Here is an 18,136-nt window from a genome sequence, read left to right as displayed (position 1 = left end):
TTACTAATCAATTCTCAATCCCATGATGCGTATACTGTTTTCTTTATTTTTTTTGATAAGTATTGTAACCTGGAGCCAGTCAGAATACGAACCTTCAGAAGCACATCCTTTTGGGCAACCAAATCCTAAAGCACCAAAAGAAATTCTGGATTTTGCACCTCTTATAGGGAAATGCAATTGTATATCACAAACCAGAAATCAGGATCGAACCTGGGGGGAACCAAATAAAATGACCTGGGAATTTAAGTATATCATGAACGGAATGGCTATTCAAGACCAAACCTTAAAAGCAGATGGTCGACATTCTGGTAGTATAAGACAATTTAATGCAGATAGTAGTCAATGGTATGTGCATTATTATTCATCTGTAAGTGCCAATCCTGTGCTTTCTTCCTGGAAAGGAAATAAGAAAGACGGAAAGATCATTTTATATCGTAAACAAAAAGCCCCTAATGGCATGGATGGTTTTTCTAAACTTAGTTTTTATGATATTAATGACAATGGATTTAAATGGCTTGGTGAATGGGTAGACACAAATGAGTCTATTTCTTTTCCGACCTGGAAAATTGAATGTGTTAGACAAGAAAATACAGAACAACTCTTTGATGAAGAACTAATAAGAGCAGAGGCAAAAGCTTTTTCTGACGCTTATCTAAGGCAAGATTATGAAGCTATCGCGAAAATTTATACGGATAATGCAAAAATATTTCCAACCAATGCCCCTATCATTAAAGGATATGATGCTATTAAAAAAAGATGGGCAGAGTCTAGCGGTTATACTCCTATTGAGCATGAAATTATTCCTGAAGAAATTATAATTCTCGGAGATACTGCTCATGATTATGGAATTTATAAAGGAAAAAACAAAAATGACGATGGCACAGAGATAACATATCAAGGAAAATATGTCGTTATCTGGAAAAAAGTTGATGATCAATGGAAAATGTATTTGGACATTTGGAATAGAATAGAAAAATAACCCTAATAATTTTATTAGAAAATGAATACTTTATCTCCTTTTCATCTGGCAATCCCCGTCCATGATTTAGAAAATGCCAGAAATTTTTATAAGAATATTCTAGAACTTGAAGAAGGTCGAAGTAGTGATCACTGGGTTGATTTTAATTTTTTTGGTCATCAATTGGTGATTCATTACAAATCAAAAACAGACATAGAAGATAATCACAACAATTTGGTAGATGATAAAGATGTTCCTGTTCCTCATTTTGGGATTATTCTAGAATGGAGTATATGGCAAGATCTTGCAAGAAAACTATCCAATAAAAATATTCAATTCGTTATAGACCCCTATATCAGGTTTGAGGGAGAAGTTGGAGAACAAGCAACTATGTTCTTTTGTGACCCTTGTGGTAATGCATTAGAGTTTAAGTCATTTAAAGATACTTCTCAAATTTTTGCAAAATAAACACCTCTTGCCTCCTAGTATTAGATAAAAAAGTAGCATTTTACAAATAAATTGTAAGTATAATCTTACCTTTTCCTTAAGATCAAAGCTTAAATTACGTATTTTAAAGGATTTTTACTATATTAGGGCTATAAGCAAATTTTTTACTGTTTTTTAACATATTTAACCTAATTATAACTTTGTTTTAAACAATTAATAACCATAATCTCAAAAAGTTTAGTAATGAGAAGAATTATACTTTCTAATATTTTAATGACTTTGATTCTAGTTAGCTGTGGTATTCCTCAGGCTGACTTTGATAAATTAAAGGACGAAAATGATAAACTAAAAAAAGAAATTGCAGAATGCCAGCTAACTCCTAGTCAAATACTTGAGCAAGCCCAGGAGTATCATGACGCCTTAGACTATACCAGAAGCAAAGAACGACTCGAAACTCTGGTTGATAAATACCCTAACTCTAGCGAGACCAAGAAAGGAAAAAGCTTACTAAAAAAGGTTAAGAAAGAAATTCTTCAAGCTGAAAAAGCACTAAATAAAGATGAGTTAACAGAAAAAAATAATTCTAAAGAGTATCAAAAAGCGATTGCTAAAATGCGGAAGAAGTATGACGCTGTTAATGAAGTGACCTGGTATTCAGACAAATCTTCTATCCAGGTAAATACTAAAAGTTATTTTCAGATTTATATTGGCAAAAAAGATAATCGTAAACCATGGTTAGGATTTTCTATAAACTATTTCACTAAAAAAGATTGGTTATTTGTTCAAAGAATCGAAATAGATGTGGATGGTAAAATTTATGATGTAGAAGAAGACACCCCTGGAGAATTTAATTCGAAAGAAGAATCTGGAGGGAAAAGAGAATGGATTGACCGTGTTGTAAAGCAGCTTGAGATGCCCATGATAAAAGCAATTGCTTCAGGAAAAAAGGTTAAAATAACATTTTTTGGTAAAGAAAATGTTGACTCGAGAATTGTAAGTAAGGCAGAAAAGAAATCTATGAAAAATGTCTTGGCAGCCTTTGATCTACTTAGAGAACTTCATTAAACCATAAAATAAGCTAAAAATAAGCGGTTTGAAAATAGATTGACAATATGTTTATTTATTTTCAAACCGCTTATTTTATACAAACTAATACTAAAATAGGGTTCGTAATCGAATACTTCAATTTTGTGGATGATATCCTAAAAATTCTCCCTATATTCCGCCACTATGGAATAAAACAGAAAAAGAAAAATGGAATTTATTAAACCCTTGACCTATGGAGTGCCTCTTTTTTTGGCATTAATTTTATTAGAGCTCACCTACAGTAAAACTCACAATCACAAGGACTTATATAACTGGAAAGACTTAACTGCTAGTTTAACTATGGGTGTAGGATCTGCAATCTTAGGGCCATTGATCAAAACTATTTTTTCTATTGTACTCTTTCATTTTGTATACGAACTTTTTAACCCAGAAATCGATGGGGTACGAACTAATATTATGGGTTGGAAATCCTTTGGATTTGCATGGTATGTTTGGCTTTTATGTCAACTTGCAGATGACTATACTTATTATTGGTTTCATAGGCAAAATCATATGGTAAGAGCTTTGTGGGCTGCACACATTGTACATCATTCTTCGGATAATTTTAACCTTGGTACCGCAGTAAGAAATGGATGGTTCACCCTTCTTTACAAACCATTATTTTATATGTGGTTACCTGCAATAGGTTTTCCTCCTGAGATGGTAATAGTTTGTTTGGGTATAGAAGCTTTATGGCAATTTCAACTCCATTCGGTGTATGTTCCTAAAATGGGGTTTATTGAAAAAATATTCAACACACACACCATGCATCAGGTACATCATGCCAAAAATGTAGAATACATGGACAAAAACCATGGTGGTTTTCTCAACATTTTTGATAAGATATTTGGTACCTGGAAAGAACTAGACGAAGACATAGAAATACAATATGGTGTTACACATGCACCAAATTCATATAATCCCTGGGTGATTCTCACTCATGAATATAAGGATATATGGAATGACACCAAAAAATCAAAAAACTGGTACCATAAATTCATGTATATTTTTGGCCCTCCAGGGTGGAGTCATGACGGTAGCACTTTGACCGTAAAACAGATGCAACGAGAACTACTTAAGCATAAAAAACAAAAGGCTTAATAAAAATCCTTATTTTTAAGATTCTCAAGAATATTTATCATTATGGACTACCAAGGTGTCATAGATCAACAACGTCTATTTTTTAATACAAATACGACAAAAGACATCTCTTTTAGAATTAGAGAACTAAAGAAGCTAAAAAATGTTTTGCGAAAAAATGAGAAGCTACTTTACGAGTCTATCTATGCCGATTTTAAGAAATCCGAATTCGAAACTTATGTTACAGAGTTATCCATAATTTATCATGAAATTGATCTTGCTCTAGTAAAAATTAAAAAATGGACTCGTAAAAGAAAAGCCTCTACAAGATTAGCTAACCTTCCGGGGAGAAGCTACATTATCCCAGAACCATATGGGAGTGTTCTTGTAATCGGAGCATGGAATTATCCATATCAATTATCACTTTGCCCGGCAATAGCAGCAATTGCAGCTGGGTGCACTGTTATTCTTAAACCAAGTGAGATACCATCTCATACCTCTAAAACAATGGCTTCACTTATTAATCAAAATTTTGATCCTGCATTTTTTAAAGTTATCGAAGGTGGAGTACAAGAAACATCTGATCTTTTAAAAGTTAAATTCGATAAAATATTTTTTACAGGAAGTGTATCGGTAGGAAAAATAATCTACCAGGCAGCCGCAAAACACCTTACTCCAGTTACCTTGGAATTAGGAGGTAAAAGTCCCGCAATTGTTACTAAAGATATACATATCAATATGGCAGCCAAAAGATTGGTTTGGGCTAAATTTCTTAATGCCGGACAAACTTGTATTGCCCCCGATTATGTCTTGGTCGAATCCTCTATATACGATCAATTTTTGGCAGCGATGCAAAATCATATTAATAAAGCTGATTACAAAGTAACTCACCATAATTATACGCAGATCATTAATGATAAGAATTTTGACCGACTTAATAGCTTAATAGATCCTGATAAAATATATGTAGGTGGCTTGGGTGATCCAGAAGAGCGAGTAATACCGCCAACAATTCTAAAAGATATTTCTTTTTCTGATAAAGTAATGCAAGAAGAGATCTTTGGCCCTATTTTACCAGTGCTTTCATTTGATTCTATCGAGGAAGCTATCACAAAAATTAAAACACTATCCAAACCTCTTTCTTGCTATGTGTTTACCAAAAACAAAGCTGTAAAAAACAAAATTCTAAACGAAATATCCTTTGGAGGCGGTGCTGTAAATGATGCTGTAATGCATTTTGCAGAACAATCTCTCCCTTTTGGAGGTGTTGGTGATAGTGGCATCGGAAATTATCATGGAAAATATGGATTTGATACTTTTTCTCACTTCAAGAGTATTCTTCAAAAACCATTTTGGATAGAGCTTAATTTAAAATATGCTCCATATAGTGCAAAAAAATTGAAATGGTTAAAACGAATTATCGGGTAAATACATCTTAATTAGTCAGAATGATTTTCAACAATTTGATAAAAAAGTTGTTCTAATGCATAAAGTCGCTTACCATCAATATCTTCTTTTATCAACTTTTGGCTATTAGTCTTTATATTTATTTGAGCCTCTTCACCATTTAGGTTAAGAGTTCCTTTAATTCTTTCACTATACCCATATTTATTTAAATACCTATCCTTTAACTCCTTATCAATTGTCTGGATCAGTTTATTTTTTGAAAGAAAATTTGAGATTTTTTTAATCTCCTTTTCTGTAAGGTCAATACTATTTGTGTATTGTTTATCGTGTGCATCTATCCAATACTCTAGAAATTTTCCTTTCAAGTTCCAAGCACGTTCTTTAGTATCAAATTTTCGCTCAACGTGATCATTGATATAAATACCATATACAAGATTAATCTCAAGTTTCTGTTGGGCGATTATTACACTGGGAAAAAGAATAATAAAAATAATTTTATTCATAACTAACATAGTAAAGTGTTTTTCACAAAAAGCAATTAAATCTATAGTTGGGCTTTGATCGCAAAGATTAGTGGATATAATTTCTCTTTTGTAGCAAACATCTTGTTTTCATCCTTAATTAAACCAGGAAAAACCTCATAAGGTGATCCGTCATATTCATTTAAGTACTCTATAGTTAATCCAGCTTCTGTAAGAGATGATACTACTTCTCCTAATCCATGATTCCATCCATACTCTTTACTAATCATATTAGATTCTGGATTAGCATATGTTCCTTGATATTCTTCATAGATGACATCTTTTTGATGATATCCATATTTCATTATAGGCTTCTCTTCTAAATAATCAAACATCCATACTATAGGGTGAAACTCAACTATATAAAAAACACCACCAGGTTTTAGTCGTTCAGCTATCATTTTACCCCAGGGTTTTAAATCAGGTAACCATCCGATGACTCCATAACTGGTAAAAACAATATCAAATTTATCATTAATATATTCTGAAGTATCCAACACATTACAACATACAAATTTTGCATCCAGATCCAACTCTGTATTTAAACTTTTGGCCAATTCGATTCCTTTTTCTGATAGATCAACACCAGTACATTTTGCTCCTAACCTACTCCAACTTAAAGTATCCTGTCCAAAGTGACACTGAAGATGTAATAATGACTTACCGGACACACCTCCTAGCGCTTCTAGTTCATATTGTTTCAATGAAGTTTTTCCCTTTTTAAAAGCTTCTATATTATAAAAATCACTTCTGGCATGAATATCAACTTTTTTATTCCAGGTCTGTTTATTAGTTTCAAAATAATTGTATAGTTCTTTAGACATTATAAGATTAATTTAACCGAGTATGCTTATTTTTCATAAATATAATAAAGTCAATTCTATTAAGGTATATGATAAAAAAACAATGAGATATATTAAACAAATACAAAACCGTAACTTTGAAAAATCAGTTTTCAACCTATTATTATGAATAATTTCTCTACTACCTTTTTTGTTTTTTTTGTATGCATTTCATTTTCAGGAAAATCACAATCCTTTGACAGTCCAGAAAGTATAACATTTGATGAGGTAACAGATTCTTATTACGTTTCAAATATTGGTAATGGAGAAATCCTTAAAATAGATAAAACAGGTGCAAAAACATCTTTTGTATCGGGATACACTTCATTTCTTGGTGTAAAACTACACAACGGAGTTATTTATAGCGCAGAAGACAATAAATCTGGAGATGATTTTGTTAGAGGATTTGACATATCGACAGCTGAGTTAGTATTTTCATTACGTATACCAAACACTAAACAACTTAATGATATCGAGTTTGATAATACAGGAAATTTATACATTTCGGATCGTGAAGGAAACACAATCTTTAAAGTATCGATCGACAATAAATCTTATGAAATTCTAGATAATACTATTAATACTCCGAACGGACTTTATTTTGATACTAAAAAAAATAGGCTATTAGTCTGTAATACGATAGACAAAAGTGCAGTATACGAAATAGATTTAGAAAGCAAAAAAACCACATTAGTTGTCAAAACCAATTACCCACATTTAGATGGAGTTACAATGGATAAAAGTGGATCAATTTATCTTACTAGTTGGTCTATTGATTGGAAAAAAAGTATCCTTTTAAAATATGACAGTAAAGAATTTATCGAAATTGTAACGAATAGCAATGGGATGGCTGACATAGAGTATAATCAAAAAACAAATGCTATAGATATCGCACAATTATTTGACAACTCGATAATACATTTTAATCTTTTGAATAAAAAAAAATAGTATTGTACATACGTAAAAATCTAATCTGATTCCCTAGTCACAAAACAAGTAAAAAACTATAAAACATAGGGTTTTACGTGATGTAGGAGTTATTCACACTTATAATTCAATTCAAAAAAACTTATTTTTTTTCACTTTTTTTCATAGGTTGAGGTTTCCCGTAAGAATTCTAAAAAAATCTGTACTAAATTAGTAATAGAGAAAAAAATAGCACAAAATATACTTCTCATTATACGTCAGTTTACCGATCAATAATTGCTTATACTTACTATAACTAACTATGAATGACTTAATTTTAAAAGACACAAATATGAGTTTAAATAGAATAGCTAGAAAAAGTGGTGTAACATTAAACACACTTAGAGATCTTACTCAAGGAAATGTAAGATCTGGCATCGCAAATAAGCTTGGGGTTACAACTTCTTCATTACAAACATTTGTAGATGGAGGTACGAGTAATGGACTTGCTACTAAAATAGAAATAACCTCATCGAGCTTACAAGAGCTTAGAAATATGATTGGACAACGAGGGGCAATTGGATTAATCGTTAGATTATTATTAGTTTGAACCTCTAGCTACCATAGTTCATTATAATCGATCTTCTTTATACGAATATCGATAACTCCCATATTGTTTCTCTGTTTCGAGAAAAACACATTCTACAAATTTCCAATACTCTAAAAAGCTTACCAATAAGGTAAAAACCACAAGCTTAAATCTTTTACATTAATTTGTAATATAATCATATAAACAACGACCTATCCTATATGATAAAAGAATTTAAAGAATTTTCGACCGGTGCTGTATTAAAAATTGCCAACGAAGAATTATTACAGTCCTATGCAACATCAAAACTTGTAGGATTATACACTTTTATCTGGGTTAGAGGTACTGATATTAGTATAGAGATTGATGGAATTTCTACAACAGTCAAAAAAAATAAAATTATAGTATTAACTCCTAATCAATATTTTAAATTTATTGATGGATCAGATATCTTAGTATATCAGTTTAACAGGGAGTTTTATTGTATCAAAGATCATGATAAAGAAGTTAGCTGTGTCGGAGTACTTTTTTATGGTAACACTACTATCTCTATTGTAGAATTAAATGTAAAAGAACAAAATAAATTAGATCAATTACATAAGGTTTTTCTGGATGAATTAGATACAGTAGATACAATACAGGCAGAAATGTTACGCATGCTAATGGCAAGATTTATAATAACGACAACACGTCTTATCAAACAACAAAGCAACTATAATAACCTTGGAGATCAGGTAGATTTGATCAGAAATTTTAACATCCTGGTAGATACCCATTTTAGAAAAGAACATGCTGTTGGCTTTTATGCTCAACAACTATTTAAATCCCCTAAAACGTTATCAAATAATTTTGCGAAATTTGAGAAAAGTCCTCTGCAAATTATTCATGATCGAATAATCTTAGAAGCTAAACGCCTACTTATCTATACAGATAAATCTGCTAAAGAGATTGCATATGAAATTGGTTTTGAAGATGCATCTCATCTTAGCAGAATGTTTAAAAGACATACATCTCTTTCTCCTTCAGAGTTTAAAAAACAATTAAAACCAGAACCTGAAGGGAAATATTGACAAGAATATGGGAAAAAAATCTATATATTAGTATTCGTTTTTGCCCCAACTTTGTATCCTAAAAATAAAACAACTTACCGAAGTGTTTTCGGATAAAGTATATTAGATATGAAAAGTTCAATTCGTGCAATCAAAACAGTAATATTTAGCATTTTATTTCTCTCTCTCTCGATAGGTAATGCTCAAATAATTTATGAAGATCAATTAGAAACCATATATCTAAATAAAAATGCAGAAGAAGTTGTGTATACAAATAGCTTTAGCAATTTTAATAATGATCTTATTGCTACAAACGAAATTAGTTTCAAGAATCAAATTCAAAAAGCAAACCAAAACAACGATCATTTATTGTTTCTTTCTGAGAGAAGTAACCTGCAAATTCTAGCTTCAACTTACTTAAAAATTATACGTAGAGGAGCCAATCAAAGCAATGACCCTAAGTCTTTTAAAGCTTTTCTTAATGAGAAGTTACCAGAGTTAATTCATCAATTTAGAAAAGATAATAATCTAGAAGAATTGTATATTATCTCAAGAAAGAATACTTTTAATGGGAAAATCGACGCTTTACCCAGTGTTTTGTAACGTGTTTACCGCACTATGAAGCTAACAAATAACAACCTAACATGAAAAAGATTCTACCCCTCTTGTTACGAATCGTCGTAGCATTGATCTTAATTCAAACACTAAGATTTAAATTTACTGCTCATCCAGATAGTGTGTACATATTCACAAAAGTCGGATTAGAACCTTATGGACGAATAGGAACAGGGATAACCGAACTAATCGCCGGAGTTTTATTATTAATACCCAAAACAGCATGGATTGGCGCAATGTTAACCCTTGGTATTATAGGAGGAGCCATCATGATGCATTTAACCAAACTAGGCATTGAAATTAATAATGATGGAGGAATTCTCTTCATTACGGCTGTAGTGACTTTTGTATTAAGTGCTGTTATTCTTTGGATGAGAAGAAAAGAAGTTAAGTTTTTTTAACTCTAAAGCGATTAGATACTAATCTATAGTATTCAAAAAAAGTACTCAACACCTCTTTATAATAGAGGTGTTTTTTTATGTCCGGGAAAAATCGACAAGCTTCAGGGAAAAACTAGCATTTCTTTCCCTTCTTCTATGGCGCATCTTTGCATTGTTAATTTAAAACACTATAAAAATGACCGTACAACATAAATCAATTTTCAATTTAATTGAAATTTTTAGCCAAGGAAGAAAAAAAATAGCCGCTGCTATTCATCCAAAAACACATTGTGAGCAAAAAGCTATTCATGATTTTTATTGCGATACCAAAAAATCTTTCGCGCAAAGATAAGTATCAAAATAGATCGGGAAAATTTGACAAGCAATCGGGAAAAACGACTATTCTATCTCGCTTATTTCAACACGATCTTTGCCTCAATAAATTAAAACAAAACAACAGAAACCCAAAAAGGTTTCAATTTCAATAAAATAACTTAAAACAATTATATTATGAGCACATTTAATGTACCAACAAGAGAAGAAGTAAACACTGGTAATCAAGCAATATTTGATAATTTAAATAAAGCACTAGGATTCGTACCAAATCTATATGCCACCTATGCCCATAGTGATACAGCACTAGAAAACTACCTAAACTTTTCGAATGCAAAAACATCACTCTCTGCTAAAGAAAAAGAAGTAGTGAATTTAGCCGTAAGCCAGGTAAATGATTGTATTTATTGTTTATCTGCCCATACCGCTATAGGAAAAATGAACGGATTTACCGATGAGCAAATTTTAGAGCTTAGAGCTGGTCGTGCTTCTTTCGACACTAAACTGAATGCATTAGCCGGATTAGCCAAAAATATTACAGAAAATAGAGGTAAAACTAATCAGGATGTTGTAAACAATTTTTTAAATGCTGGATATTCTAAAGGAAACTTAATAGATACTATCGTATTAGTAGGAGATAAAACAATTTCTAATTATATACATAGCACAACCCAGGTTCCTGTAGATTTCCCAGTTGCACAACCACTAGAAACTACCGAAGTCTAATTACCCCCGATTGAACCTCACAGATTGATATCAAACTCGATTGGTATCTCTGTGAGGTTTACAAAATAATTTCAAAACAATTTAAATTCAAGTATCAAAATCATGAAAAAGTTAATTACAGTATTCTCATTTATTTTAGCAATCACATTTAGTGCACAAGCACAAAAAGTAAAAAATGTTTCTTTAGAGCAGACTAAAGGAGAATTCACTCAAAAAGAAATAAAACTATCAGAAGGAAGCTATGTATTCAATATTACCAACAACCATGCAGGAACAGATGTTGGTTTTGTACTGGTTCCAGAAGGAAAGGATGCTTCTAATGCCGAAAATCATATCAAAACAGCATATGTAACCAAAGTCGTAGCCGAAGGAAAAACCGAAAGCTCTCAAACAGTTAAATTACAAAGAGGAACCTACAAATATTTTTGTCCTTTAAACAAAACTCCTCAATACACTTTGGTTGTAGAGTAATTTTCTCTATCTTTTTAAAACCTAAAACCTTGTTAATCTCGATTAGCAAGGTTTTTCTTTTTATATTTTAGCCAAAAATAACCCACAATGAAAAAAGCCTTAATAGTATTATCATCTATTTTATTATGTGTAGCATGTAACAATAACACTAAAAAAGAAAATACATACGAAGAGGATATAGAAGTTAGAGACCCAGAGCCTGTGGTAGATAAGAATAAAAAGAAAATACCAACAACGGCAGAAGCAATTGCTAATGCCAATGGATTACAGCATTGGAACAAGGTAAAAGAAATTAAATTCACCTTTAATGTTGATCGAGACAGTAGCCATTATCATAGATCCTGGAGTTGGAAACCCAAAAATGATATAGTGACCTTAACCTCTGAACAGGACACCATAACCTATAACAGAACTCAATTAGATAGCACTTCTGCTAAAGCAGATCAAAGATTTATTAATGACAAATATTGGTTATTAGCTCCTTTCAATCTTGTTTGGGATGCAGCAAGTTTTACGTCAAAACATGAAGTAAAAGCCATCGCTCCTATAAGTAATGTCGAAATGCAAAAATTAACCATAGTGTACAACAAAGGAGGATATACCCCTGGGGATGCTTATGATTTTTATTTTGAAGGAGATTTTAGTATCAAAGAATGGGTGTTTAGAAAAAGTAATCAACCAGAACCTTCTATGATTACGACCTGGGAGAATTATCAGAATTTTAATGGTATTAAAATTGCTAAAACTCATAAGTTGCATGAAGGAAATAGAAAACTTTATTTCACAGGAATTGAAGTAATTGCCGACTAAAAACCGTAAACAATCATTACGCCTCTTCGAAGTCTTTTGTACTACTTCACATACTTCATTTCAAGATTTCTTTTACAGAGTTTAATTCCAATTGAAGAATACATAGTATTTCTTCTAATTTGATCTTATACATATCAAAATTAAGTTTATTGCTTTAGTATCATTTTATTTTTGTAAATTAGTGAAACACTGTTTCAATTATTAAAACACCCGAGATGACCATAGCATCAAAAGCTAGTTTAGAATACGCAAAAGAACTTGATCAAAAAGATAAAATAGCACAATACAGAGATCAATTTCATATTCCAAAAGACAATAACGGAAACGATTGGATATACATGTGCGGTAACTCTTTGGGGTTACAACCAAAAACTACAAAAAAGTATATTCAGCAAGAACTTGAGGATTGGGCTAATTATGGTGTAGAAGGCCATTTTGAGGCCAAAAACCCCTGGATGCCATATCATGAGTTTTTAACAGATACTATGGCAAAAGTAGTCGGTGCAAAACCTCTAGAAGTAGTTATCATGAATACGTTAACTACCAATTTACATTTGTTAATGGTATCTTTTTACCAACCTAATAAAACTAAATATAAAATTGTAATAGAGAGTGATGCATTTCCTTCGGATCGTTATGCTGTAGAGTCTCAATTACGATTTCATGGTTTTGATCCCAAAGAAGGATTAGTAGAATGGAAACCACGCCCTGGTGAAGAATTATTGAGACTAGAGGACTTAGAAACTATTCTTGATCAACAAGGCGACGAAATTGCTTTATTATTAATTGGAGGCGTTAATTATTATACTGGCCAATATTTGGACCTTAAGAAAATTGCAGATCTAGGACATGCCAAAAATTGTATGGTTGGTATTGATCTGGCACATGGCGTTGGCAATATTCAACCAGAATTACATGAATCCGGAGTCGATTTTGCTGCATGGTGCACGTATAAATATTTAAACTCTGGTCCTGGCAGTTTGGGAGGATTATTTGTTCATGAAAAACATGCATATAACAAAGATCTAAAACGTTTTTCCGGTTGGTGGAGTCATAATAAAAACACCCGTTTTAATATGCGTCAGGAATTTGATGTCATGCCTGGTGCAGAAGGATATCAATTAAGCAATCCTCCTATTCTATCTATGGCAGCGATTAAAGCTTCTTTAGATATTTTTAATGCGGTAGGAATGGATGCTTTACGAGAAAAATCTAAAGCACTAACAGCATATTTCGAATTTTTAATTAATGAGATAGATACCGATAGAATCAAAATTATTACTCCCACTAATCCAGAGGAAAGAGGGTGCCAATTATCTATTCAGGTTAAGAATGCAGATAAAAGTTTACATCAACAACTTACAGATCATCATATTATTACAGATTGGCGAGAACCTGATGTTATTCGTTGTGCTCCAACACCACTATACAATAGTTTTGAAGATGTATATCGAATGATCGAAATATTAAAAACACTGGTATGACGCAAAAAGAAGAAAATATACTGATCATTGGTGCAGGTCTATGTGGCTCTCTCTTAGCATTAAGAATGGCACAAAGAGGATACCGGGTAACTGTATATGAAAGTAGGCCTGATTTAAGAACTACCGATATCTCTGCAGGGCGTTCTATCAACCTCGCATTATCTGATCGAGGTTTAAAAGCCATGAAAATGGTTGGTATTGAAGATAAAGTAACTCCGTTTTGTATCCCGATGTATGGTAGATTAATTCACGATATTGAAGGAAATACATTTGCCTCTAACTATTCTGGAAGAAAAGGAAAATACATCAATTCTATTTCTAGAGGGGGTTTAAACGGGTTACTGCTAACTGAAGCAGAAAAATACGAGAATGTAACTATACATTTTAACAAAAAATGCACTGGTGTCGACATCGAAAATACAGTTGCAAAATTTAAATGTTATACGACCAAAGAAAAGTTTGAAGTACATGCAGATATTATCTTTGGTGCGGATGGTGCAGGTTCTGCTCTTAGAAAGAGTTATTATCTCGAGAAAAAGTTCCTGTTTAGCTACTCTCAGAATTATCTAACACATGGCTATAAAGAATTAGAAATTCCCGCAGGCAAGATAGGAAACCATCAAATAAGTAAGGATCATTTGCATATCTGGCCCCGTGGTGAATATATGCTTATAGCTTTACCAAATTTAGATGGCAGTTTTACGGTAACCCTATTTTTATCTTATGATGAAGGTGAGTACAATTTCAATAATCTAACCAATATTGAAAAAGTTACCGAATTCTTTAAAACACAATTCCCCGATGCTCTTGATTTAATTCCAGATATTGACCATGAGTTCTTTAACAACCCAACAGGAGCATTAGGCACTGTAAAATGCTCTCCGTGGTGCTACAAAGGAAAGACACTATTAATTGGGGATGCTGCCCATGCAATTGTACCATTTTATGGTCAGGGAATGAACGCTTCTTTTGAAGATGTTGTGGTTTTTGATGAAATTTTAGAACAACATCAGGGAGATTGGAGTGCTACTTTTAAAGCATATCAAAAAGTGCGAAAAGAAGATACAGATGCCATTGCAGATTTAGCAATTGATAATTACTTCGAGATGCGAGATCATGTAGCTAATCCCTTGTTTAAGGAAAAAAGAAAACTAGAAATGGATTTGGAAAAAACATTTCCCGACACCTATTTCTCAAAATATTCTATGGTCACTTTTGATGAAAATATTGGGTATGCCAAAGCCATGAAGATTGGTAGAGCACAAGACAAAGCTTTACTAAATCTAATTGCAGATCATGAAATTAACACTTCAAAAGATTTAAAAAGCATATTTAATCAAGTACAACAAGAAACCAGTGAAATACTTGAAGAAGATAAAATTGCAGGATTAAAATAGATAAGAAAATCTAAGATTTCTAAATTAAAATAAATACGTAATAAATGAAAATTATAGATTCTCAATACTCAATACTAACATTTCAACGCTACTAACCATGAACAAAGGAAAATTAATACAAGGTAAAGCCGCTCCTAGAGGTAAGTTTCCGCATGTAAAACGTGTTGGTGATTTTATATTTGTTTCTGGCACAAGTTCTAGGAGACCTGACAATTCCTTCGAAGGCGTAGAAGTAGATGAATTTGGAACAACAAATCTAAATATCAAAGCACAAACAAAAGCTGTTTTAGAAAACATTAATGATATTTTAAAAGAAGAAGATGCAACCCTAAAAGATATTGTTGATGTCACTTCTTTTTTAGTCAATATGAACGATTTTGGAGGGTATAATGAGGTTTATGCTCAATATTTTGATTATGACGGCCCAACGAGAACCACTGTAGCTGTTCATCAATTGCCGCATCCTCATTTATTGATAGAAATAAAGGTAGTTGCCTATAAAAAACAAAACTAAATAGTTTGTAATCTCTAAAAAAATCAAGGTAATCATGAGTAATGCCATAGACAAAAAAATTCTAAACACTTCGGTTGAAAAAGCATTCAATATCCTAGACTGCTTTTCAACAGATACAATAGAATTAGGTGTTACCGAAATTGCAAAACTAATGCACACCAATAAAAGTGCGGTATATAGGATGTTAGCAACTATGGAAGCCCTTAATGTAATTCAACAAAACACAGAAAACGGAAAGTATAGATTGGGGCTTAAATTATTCGAGTTAGGGCAAAAAGTAAGCATTAATCAAAATTTCATATCCAAGGCAAGGCCTTTTATGGAAGAATTGGTAAAACGTGCAGGTGAGACCGCTCATTTAGCTATTCATAAAAATCAAAAAGTATATTTCTTAGACAAAGTTGTAGGAAGGCATGATTTACAAATCAACTCACAAATTGGTACAGAAAAACCTCTGCATTGTACTGGATTAGGAAAGATTATGCTTGCATTCGTAGAGCACGATTACAAAAAAATTATTAAAAATCTTGATTTAGAGTCAGTCACTAAAAACACAATAACCGATAAACAAAAATTAATTACCGAAGTTGAGAATATTAAAAACAATGGTTTTGCTTTGGATCTGGAAGAAAATGAAATAGGACTGGTATGTGTTGCTGTTCCTGTTTTTAGTACTAAAGGAAAGTTTATTGCCGCAATAAGCACCTCTGGTCCTTCGGCTAGATTTAATGAAAATGAAATTCAAACCTATACAGGAGATTTAAAACAAACGGCCGAGCAACTAAAATACATTTTCAGTTAATTAAAAAAATTGAGAACACATGAAAAAAATTAAAAACTATATTAATGGGGAGTTCAAAGCTCCTATGCAAGACCAATGGATAGATAACTACAATCCATCTACTGGTGATATATATAGTTTAATTCCTAACTCTTCAGCCGTAGATGTACAGCTCGCTTATGAAGCTGCCGCACAAGCATTTCCTACCTGGTCAGAAACCCCATTACAACAACGTAGCGAAATCTTAGCTAAGATAGCATCATTGATAATAGAAAATCTGGATCAACTTGCCCAAGCAGAAGCTATTGATAATGGCAAACCTTTAAGCCTATCTACCAGTGTAGATATCCCAAGAGCATCTTCCAACTTTCAATTTTTTGCTAATGCAATTACACAGTTTGCAAGCGAAGCGCATGAAAGCACAGGTCTAAATGCTATTAACTTTACCCTAAGACAATCTATCGGTGTAGTGGGTTGTATTTCTCCATGGAATTTACCACTCTATTTATTTACATGGAAAATTGCTCCTGCATTGGCCGCTGGTAATACGGTAGTAGCCAAACCAAGTGAGATTACACCAATGACAGCTTATTTACTTGGCGATATCTGTACTAAAGCAGGTTTACCAAAAGGTGTTTTAAACATTGTTCATGGATTAGGAAATACTACCGGGCAAGCCATTATAGAACACCCAAATATTAAAGCTATTTCTTTTACAGGAGGAACGGCAACAGGAGCACATATTGCTAAAACTGCTGCTCCTATGTTTAAAAAATTATCTCTGGAGTTGGGAGGTAAAAACCCCAATCTCATTTTTGCAGATTGCGACTATGATAAAATGCTTAATACAACACTAAGATCATCATTTGCAAATCAAGGACAAATATGCCTTTGCGGCTCCCGAATATTTATAGAAAGAACGATTTATAATAAATTTAAAACCGATTTTATTGCAAAAACCAAAGCATTAAAAGTTGGTGCTCCTCTTGATCCCGAAACTAACTTAGGCGCACTAGTTTCAAAATCACATTTAGAAAAAGTGAAATCATATATCGATATAGCAGAAAAAGAAGGTGGTACTATTCTCTGTGGTGGTAATTATGTAACGGTAAATGGATATGAAAAAGGGTATTATTTACAACCAACCATTATCGAAATTAATACTACAGATTGCAGATTGGCCCAAGAAGAAATTTTTGGACCAGTTGTTACGATTATGCCATTTGATAATGATGATGAAGCTCTAGCCATGGCAAATAATGTGCGCTACGGATTATCATGTACAATTTGGACAAATAATTTAAATAGAAGTATGTATTTAGCAAAGCACATACAAGCTGGTATCGTTTGGGTAAACACCTGGATGATGCGTGATTTACGTACCCCATTTGGAGGTACAAAAGATTCTGGTGTAGGTAGAGAAGGTGGATTTGAAGCATTAAGATTTTTTACCGAACCTAAAAACGTTTGTATACAATATTAAGATATGAGTATTAAGTATTGAGGAATCAGAATTAAGAGATCAGGCAACTAGAAAAAATAAGATTTACTGATACTTAAATGTAATAAATCAGATAATTATTAATAAAAATACTGTTTACATCTGTTTTAAACATTTTAAATAATTGTAGCGTATAAAAATAAATAATGAACAGAAGAATACACTTTTGAACTTTTATAAGTAAACACATTAGAAAATATGAAATTGAAAATTTCTATAATCATCTCAATACTAACATC

The 18,136-nt window shown here is 32.3% G+C and carries 21 protein-coding genes; 19 read left to right on the top strand and 2 right to left on the bottom strand.

The genetic code is table 11. The annotated features are described in order from the left end of the window. Positions 1-22: 22 nt before the first annotated feature. The 5 genes from DK441_RS16970 to DK441_RS16950 all read left to right on the top strand — a co-directional run bounded on the left by DK441_RS16970 (position 23) and on the right by DK441_RS16950 (position 4,999). Entirely contained in the window at positions 23-979 is a 957-nt protein-coding gene (locus DK441_RS16970; RefSeq protein ID WP_109851754.1) for a DUF4440 domain-containing protein, read from the top strand. 21 nt (positions 980-1,000) lie between these two features. Then, a complete protein-coding gene (locus DK441_RS16965; RefSeq protein ID WP_109851753.1) occupies positions 1,001-1,426 on the top strand; it encodes a VOC family protein in 426 nt (141 codons plus the stop codon). 222 nt (positions 1,427-1,648) lie between these two features. Further along, a complete protein-coding gene (locus tag DK441_RS16960) occupies positions 1,649-2,470 on the top strand; it encodes a hypothetical protein (RefSeq protein WP_160112142.1) in 822 nt (273 codons plus the stop codon). 189 nt (positions 2,471-2,659) lie between these two features. Continuing rightward, on the top strand, positions 2,660-3,592 hold the full coding sequence (locus tag DK441_RS16955) for a sterol desaturase family protein (protein WP_025666571.1): 933 nt from the start codon (positions 2,660-2,662) through the stop codon (positions 3,590-3,592). Between the two features lie 42 nt (positions 3,593-3,634). Continuing rightward, positions 3,635-4,999 (top strand): aldehyde dehydrogenase, encoded by a 1,365-nt coding sequence (locus DK441_RS16950; RefSeq protein ID WP_109851751.1) that lies wholly within the window; start codon positions 3,635-3,637, stop codon positions 4,997-4,999. An 11-nt stretch (positions 5,000-5,010) separates the two neighbouring features. On the opposite strand, the gene DK441_RS16945 is transcribed toward DK441_RS16950, so the two are convergent. Together DK441_RS16945 and DK441_RS16940 are read right to left on the bottom strand one after the other, a co-directional pair. Then, positions 5,011-5,481, bottom strand: a complete 471-nt coding sequence (locus DK441_RS16945) for a hypothetical protein (RefSeq protein WP_160112141.1) — start codon at positions 5,479-5,481, stop codon at positions 5,011-5,013. 41 nt (positions 5,482-5,522) lie between these two features. After that, positions 5,523-6,323, bottom strand: coding sequence for a bifunctional 2-polyprenyl-6-hydroxyphenol methylase/3-demethylubiquinol 3-O-methyltransferase UbiG (locus tag DK441_RS16940; protein WP_109851749.1), 801 nt, complete (start codon positions 6,321-6,323; stop codon positions 5,523-5,525). Between the two features lie 144 nt (positions 6,324-6,467). Here DK441_RS16940 and DK441_RS16935 point away from each other — a divergent pair, with 144 nt between their 5' ends. The 14 genes from DK441_RS16935 to DK441_RS16875 all read left to right on the top strand — a co-directional run bounded on the left by DK441_RS16935 (position 6,468) and on the right by DK441_RS16875 (position 17,879). Continuing rightward, positions 6,468-7,289, top strand: coding sequence for an SMP-30/gluconolactonase/LRE family protein (locus tag DK441_RS16935; protein WP_109851748.1), 822 nt, complete (start codon positions 6,468-6,470; stop codon positions 7,287-7,289). 310 nt (positions 7,290-7,599) lie between these two features. After that, complete coding sequence (locus tag DK441_RS16930) at positions 7,600-7,857, top strand: hypothetical protein (protein WP_160112140.1); 258 nt, start codon at positions 7,600-7,602, stop codon at positions 7,855-7,857. A 200-nt stretch (positions 7,858-8,057) separates the two neighbouring features. Then, a complete protein-coding gene (locus DK441_RS16925; RefSeq protein WP_109851746.1) occupies positions 8,058-8,906 on the top strand; it encodes an AraC family transcriptional regulator in 849 nt (282 codons plus the stop codon). A gap of 108 nt (positions 8,907-9,014) precedes the next feature. Then, a complete protein-coding gene (locus DK441_RS16920) occupies positions 9,015-9,488 on the top strand; it encodes a hypothetical protein (RefSeq protein WP_109851745.1) in 474 nt (157 codons plus the stop codon). Positions 9,489-9,529: 41 nt separating this feature from the next. After that, positions 9,530-9,901, top strand: coding sequence for a DoxX family membrane protein (locus tag DK441_RS16915; protein WP_025666564.1), 372 nt, complete (start codon positions 9,530-9,532; stop codon positions 9,899-9,901). Between the two features lie 175 nt (positions 9,902-10,076). Beyond that, positions 10,077-10,232 (top strand): hypothetical protein, encoded by a 156-nt coding sequence (locus DK441_RS26670; protein ID WP_160112139.1) that lies wholly within the window; start codon positions 10,077-10,079, stop codon positions 10,230-10,232. 158 nt (positions 10,233-10,390) lie between these two features. Further along, positions 10,391-10,939: a carboxymuconolactone decarboxylase family protein gene (locus DK441_RS16910; RefSeq protein WP_109851744.1), complete on the top strand. Its 549-nt coding sequence runs from the start codon at positions 10,391-10,393 to the stop codon at positions 10,937-10,939. Between the two features lie 102 nt (positions 10,940-11,041). After that, complete coding sequence (locus tag DK441_RS16905) at positions 11,042-11,410, top strand: cupredoxin domain-containing protein (protein ID WP_109851743.1); 369 nt, start codon at positions 11,042-11,044, stop codon at positions 11,408-11,410. An 87-nt stretch (positions 11,411-11,497) separates the two neighbouring features. Continuing rightward, entirely contained in the window at positions 11,498-12,220 is a 723-nt protein-coding gene (locus DK441_RS16900; protein WP_109851742.1) for a hypothetical protein, read from the top strand. Positions 12,221-12,435: 215 nt separating this feature from the next. Further along, positions 12,436-13,704 carry a kynureninase gene (gene kynU / locus DK441_RS16895; protein ID WP_109851741.1) on the top strand — a complete coding sequence of 423 codons (1,269 nt, stop codon included), beginning with the start codon at positions 12,436-12,438 and terminating at the stop codon, positions 13,702-13,704. Further along, positions 13,701-15,101, top strand: coding sequence for an NAD(P)/FAD-dependent oxidoreductase (locus tag DK441_RS16890; RefSeq protein ID WP_109851740.1), 1,401 nt, complete (start codon positions 13,701-13,703; stop codon positions 15,099-15,101). The genes kynU and DK441_RS16890 overlap by 4 nt, the downstream gene beginning before the upstream one ends. A gap of 97 nt (positions 15,102-15,198) precedes the next feature. Further along, a complete protein-coding gene (locus DK441_RS16885) occupies positions 15,199-15,615 on the top strand; it encodes a RidA family protein (protein ID WP_109851739.1) in 417 nt (138 codons plus the stop codon). A 34-nt stretch (positions 15,616-15,649) separates the two neighbouring features. Beyond that, the gene (locus DK441_RS16880; protein WP_109851738.1) at positions 15,650-16,417 is read left to right on the top strand and encodes an IclR family transcriptional regulator; all 768 of its coding nucleotides are present in this window, start codon (positions 15,650-15,652) and stop codon (positions 16,415-16,417) included. 19 nt (positions 16,418-16,436) lie between these two features. Further along, positions 16,437-17,879, top strand: a complete 1,443-nt coding sequence (locus tag DK441_RS16875) for an aldehyde dehydrogenase (RefSeq protein WP_109851737.1) — start codon at positions 16,437-16,439, stop codon at positions 17,877-17,879. The last annotated feature ends 257 nt before the right edge of the window (positions 17,880-18,136 follow it).

The sequence above is a fragment of the Aquimarina sp. AU58 genome (assembly GCF_900312745.1).
Classification (GTDB): Bacteria; Bacteroidota; Bacteroidia; order Flavobacteriales; family Flavobacteriaceae; genus Aquimarina; species Aquimarina spinulae.
This window is presented reverse-complemented; position numbering and strand designations above follow the sequence as displayed.

Bases quoted from the DNA above. Each gene is read 5' to 3' on its own strand.
- DK441_RS16970 (WP_109851754.1), top strand. From the start codon at position 23: ATGATGCGTATACTGTTTTCTTTATTTTTTTTGATAAGTATTGTAACC.
- DK441_RS16965 (WP_109851753.1), top strand. From the start codon at position 1,001: ATGAATACTTTATCTCCTTTTCATCTGGCAATCCCCGTCCATGATTTA.
- DK441_RS16960 (WP_160112142.1), top strand. From the start codon at position 1,649: ATGAGAAGAATTATACTTTCTAATATTTTAATGACTTTGATTCTAGTT.
- DK441_RS16955 (WP_025666571.1), top strand. From the start codon at position 2,660: ATGGAATTTATTAAACCCTTGACCTATGGAGTGCCTCTTTTTTTGGCA.
- DK441_RS16950 (WP_109851751.1), top strand. From the start codon at position 3,635: ATGGACTACCAAGGTGTCATAGATCAACAACGTCTATTTTTTAATACA.
- DK441_RS16945 (WP_160112141.1), bottom strand. From the start codon at position 5,481: ATGAATAAAATTATTTTTATTATTCTTTTTCCCAGTGTAATAATCGCC.
- DK441_RS16940 (WP_109851749.1), bottom strand. From the start codon at position 6,323: ATGTCTAAAGAACTATACAATTATTTTGAAACTAATAAACAGACCTGG.
- DK441_RS16935 (WP_109851748.1), top strand. From the start codon at position 6,468: ATGAATAATTTCTCTACTACCTTTTTTGTTTTTTTTGTATGCATTTCA.
- DK441_RS16930 (WP_160112140.1), top strand. From the start codon at position 7,600: ATGAGTTTAAATAGAATAGCTAGAAAAAGTGGTGTAACATTAAACACA.
- DK441_RS16925 (WP_109851746.1), top strand. From the start codon at position 8,058: ATGATAAAAGAATTTAAAGAATTTTCGACCGGTGCTGTATTAAAAATT.
- DK441_RS16920 (WP_109851745.1), top strand. From the start codon at position 9,015: ATGAAAAGTTCAATTCGTGCAATCAAAACAGTAATATTTAGCATTTTA.
- DK441_RS16915 (WP_025666564.1), top strand. From the start codon at position 9,530: ATGAAAAAGATTCTACCCCTCTTGTTACGAATCGTCGTAGCATTGATC.
- DK441_RS26670 (WP_160112139.1), top strand. From the start codon at position 10,077: ATGACCGTACAACATAAATCAATTTTCAATTTAATTGAAATTTTTAGC.
- DK441_RS16910 (WP_109851744.1), top strand. From the start codon at position 10,391: ATGAGCACATTTAATGTACCAACAAGAGAAGAAGTAAACACTGGTAAT.
- DK441_RS16905 (WP_109851743.1), top strand. From the start codon at position 11,042: ATGAAAAAGTTAATTACAGTATTCTCATTTATTTTAGCAATCACATTT.
- DK441_RS16900 (WP_109851742.1), top strand. From the start codon at position 11,498: ATGAAAAAAGCCTTAATAGTATTATCATCTATTTTATTATGTGTAGCA.
- kynU (WP_109851741.1), top strand. From the start codon at position 12,436: ATGACCATAGCATCAAAAGCTAGTTTAGAATACGCAAAAGAACTTGAT.
- DK441_RS16890 (WP_109851740.1), top strand. From the start codon at position 13,701: ATGACGCAAAAAGAAGAAAATATACTGATCATTGGTGCAGGTCTATGT.
- DK441_RS16885 (WP_109851739.1), top strand. From the start codon at position 15,199: ATGAACAAAGGAAAATTAATACAAGGTAAAGCCGCTCCTAGAGGTAAG.
- DK441_RS16880 (WP_109851738.1), top strand. From the start codon at position 15,650: ATGAGTAATGCCATAGACAAAAAAATTCTAAACACTTCGGTTGAAAAA.
- DK441_RS16875 (WP_109851737.1), top strand. From the start codon at position 16,437: ATGAAAAAAATTAAAAACTATATTAATGGGGAGTTCAAAGCTCCTATG.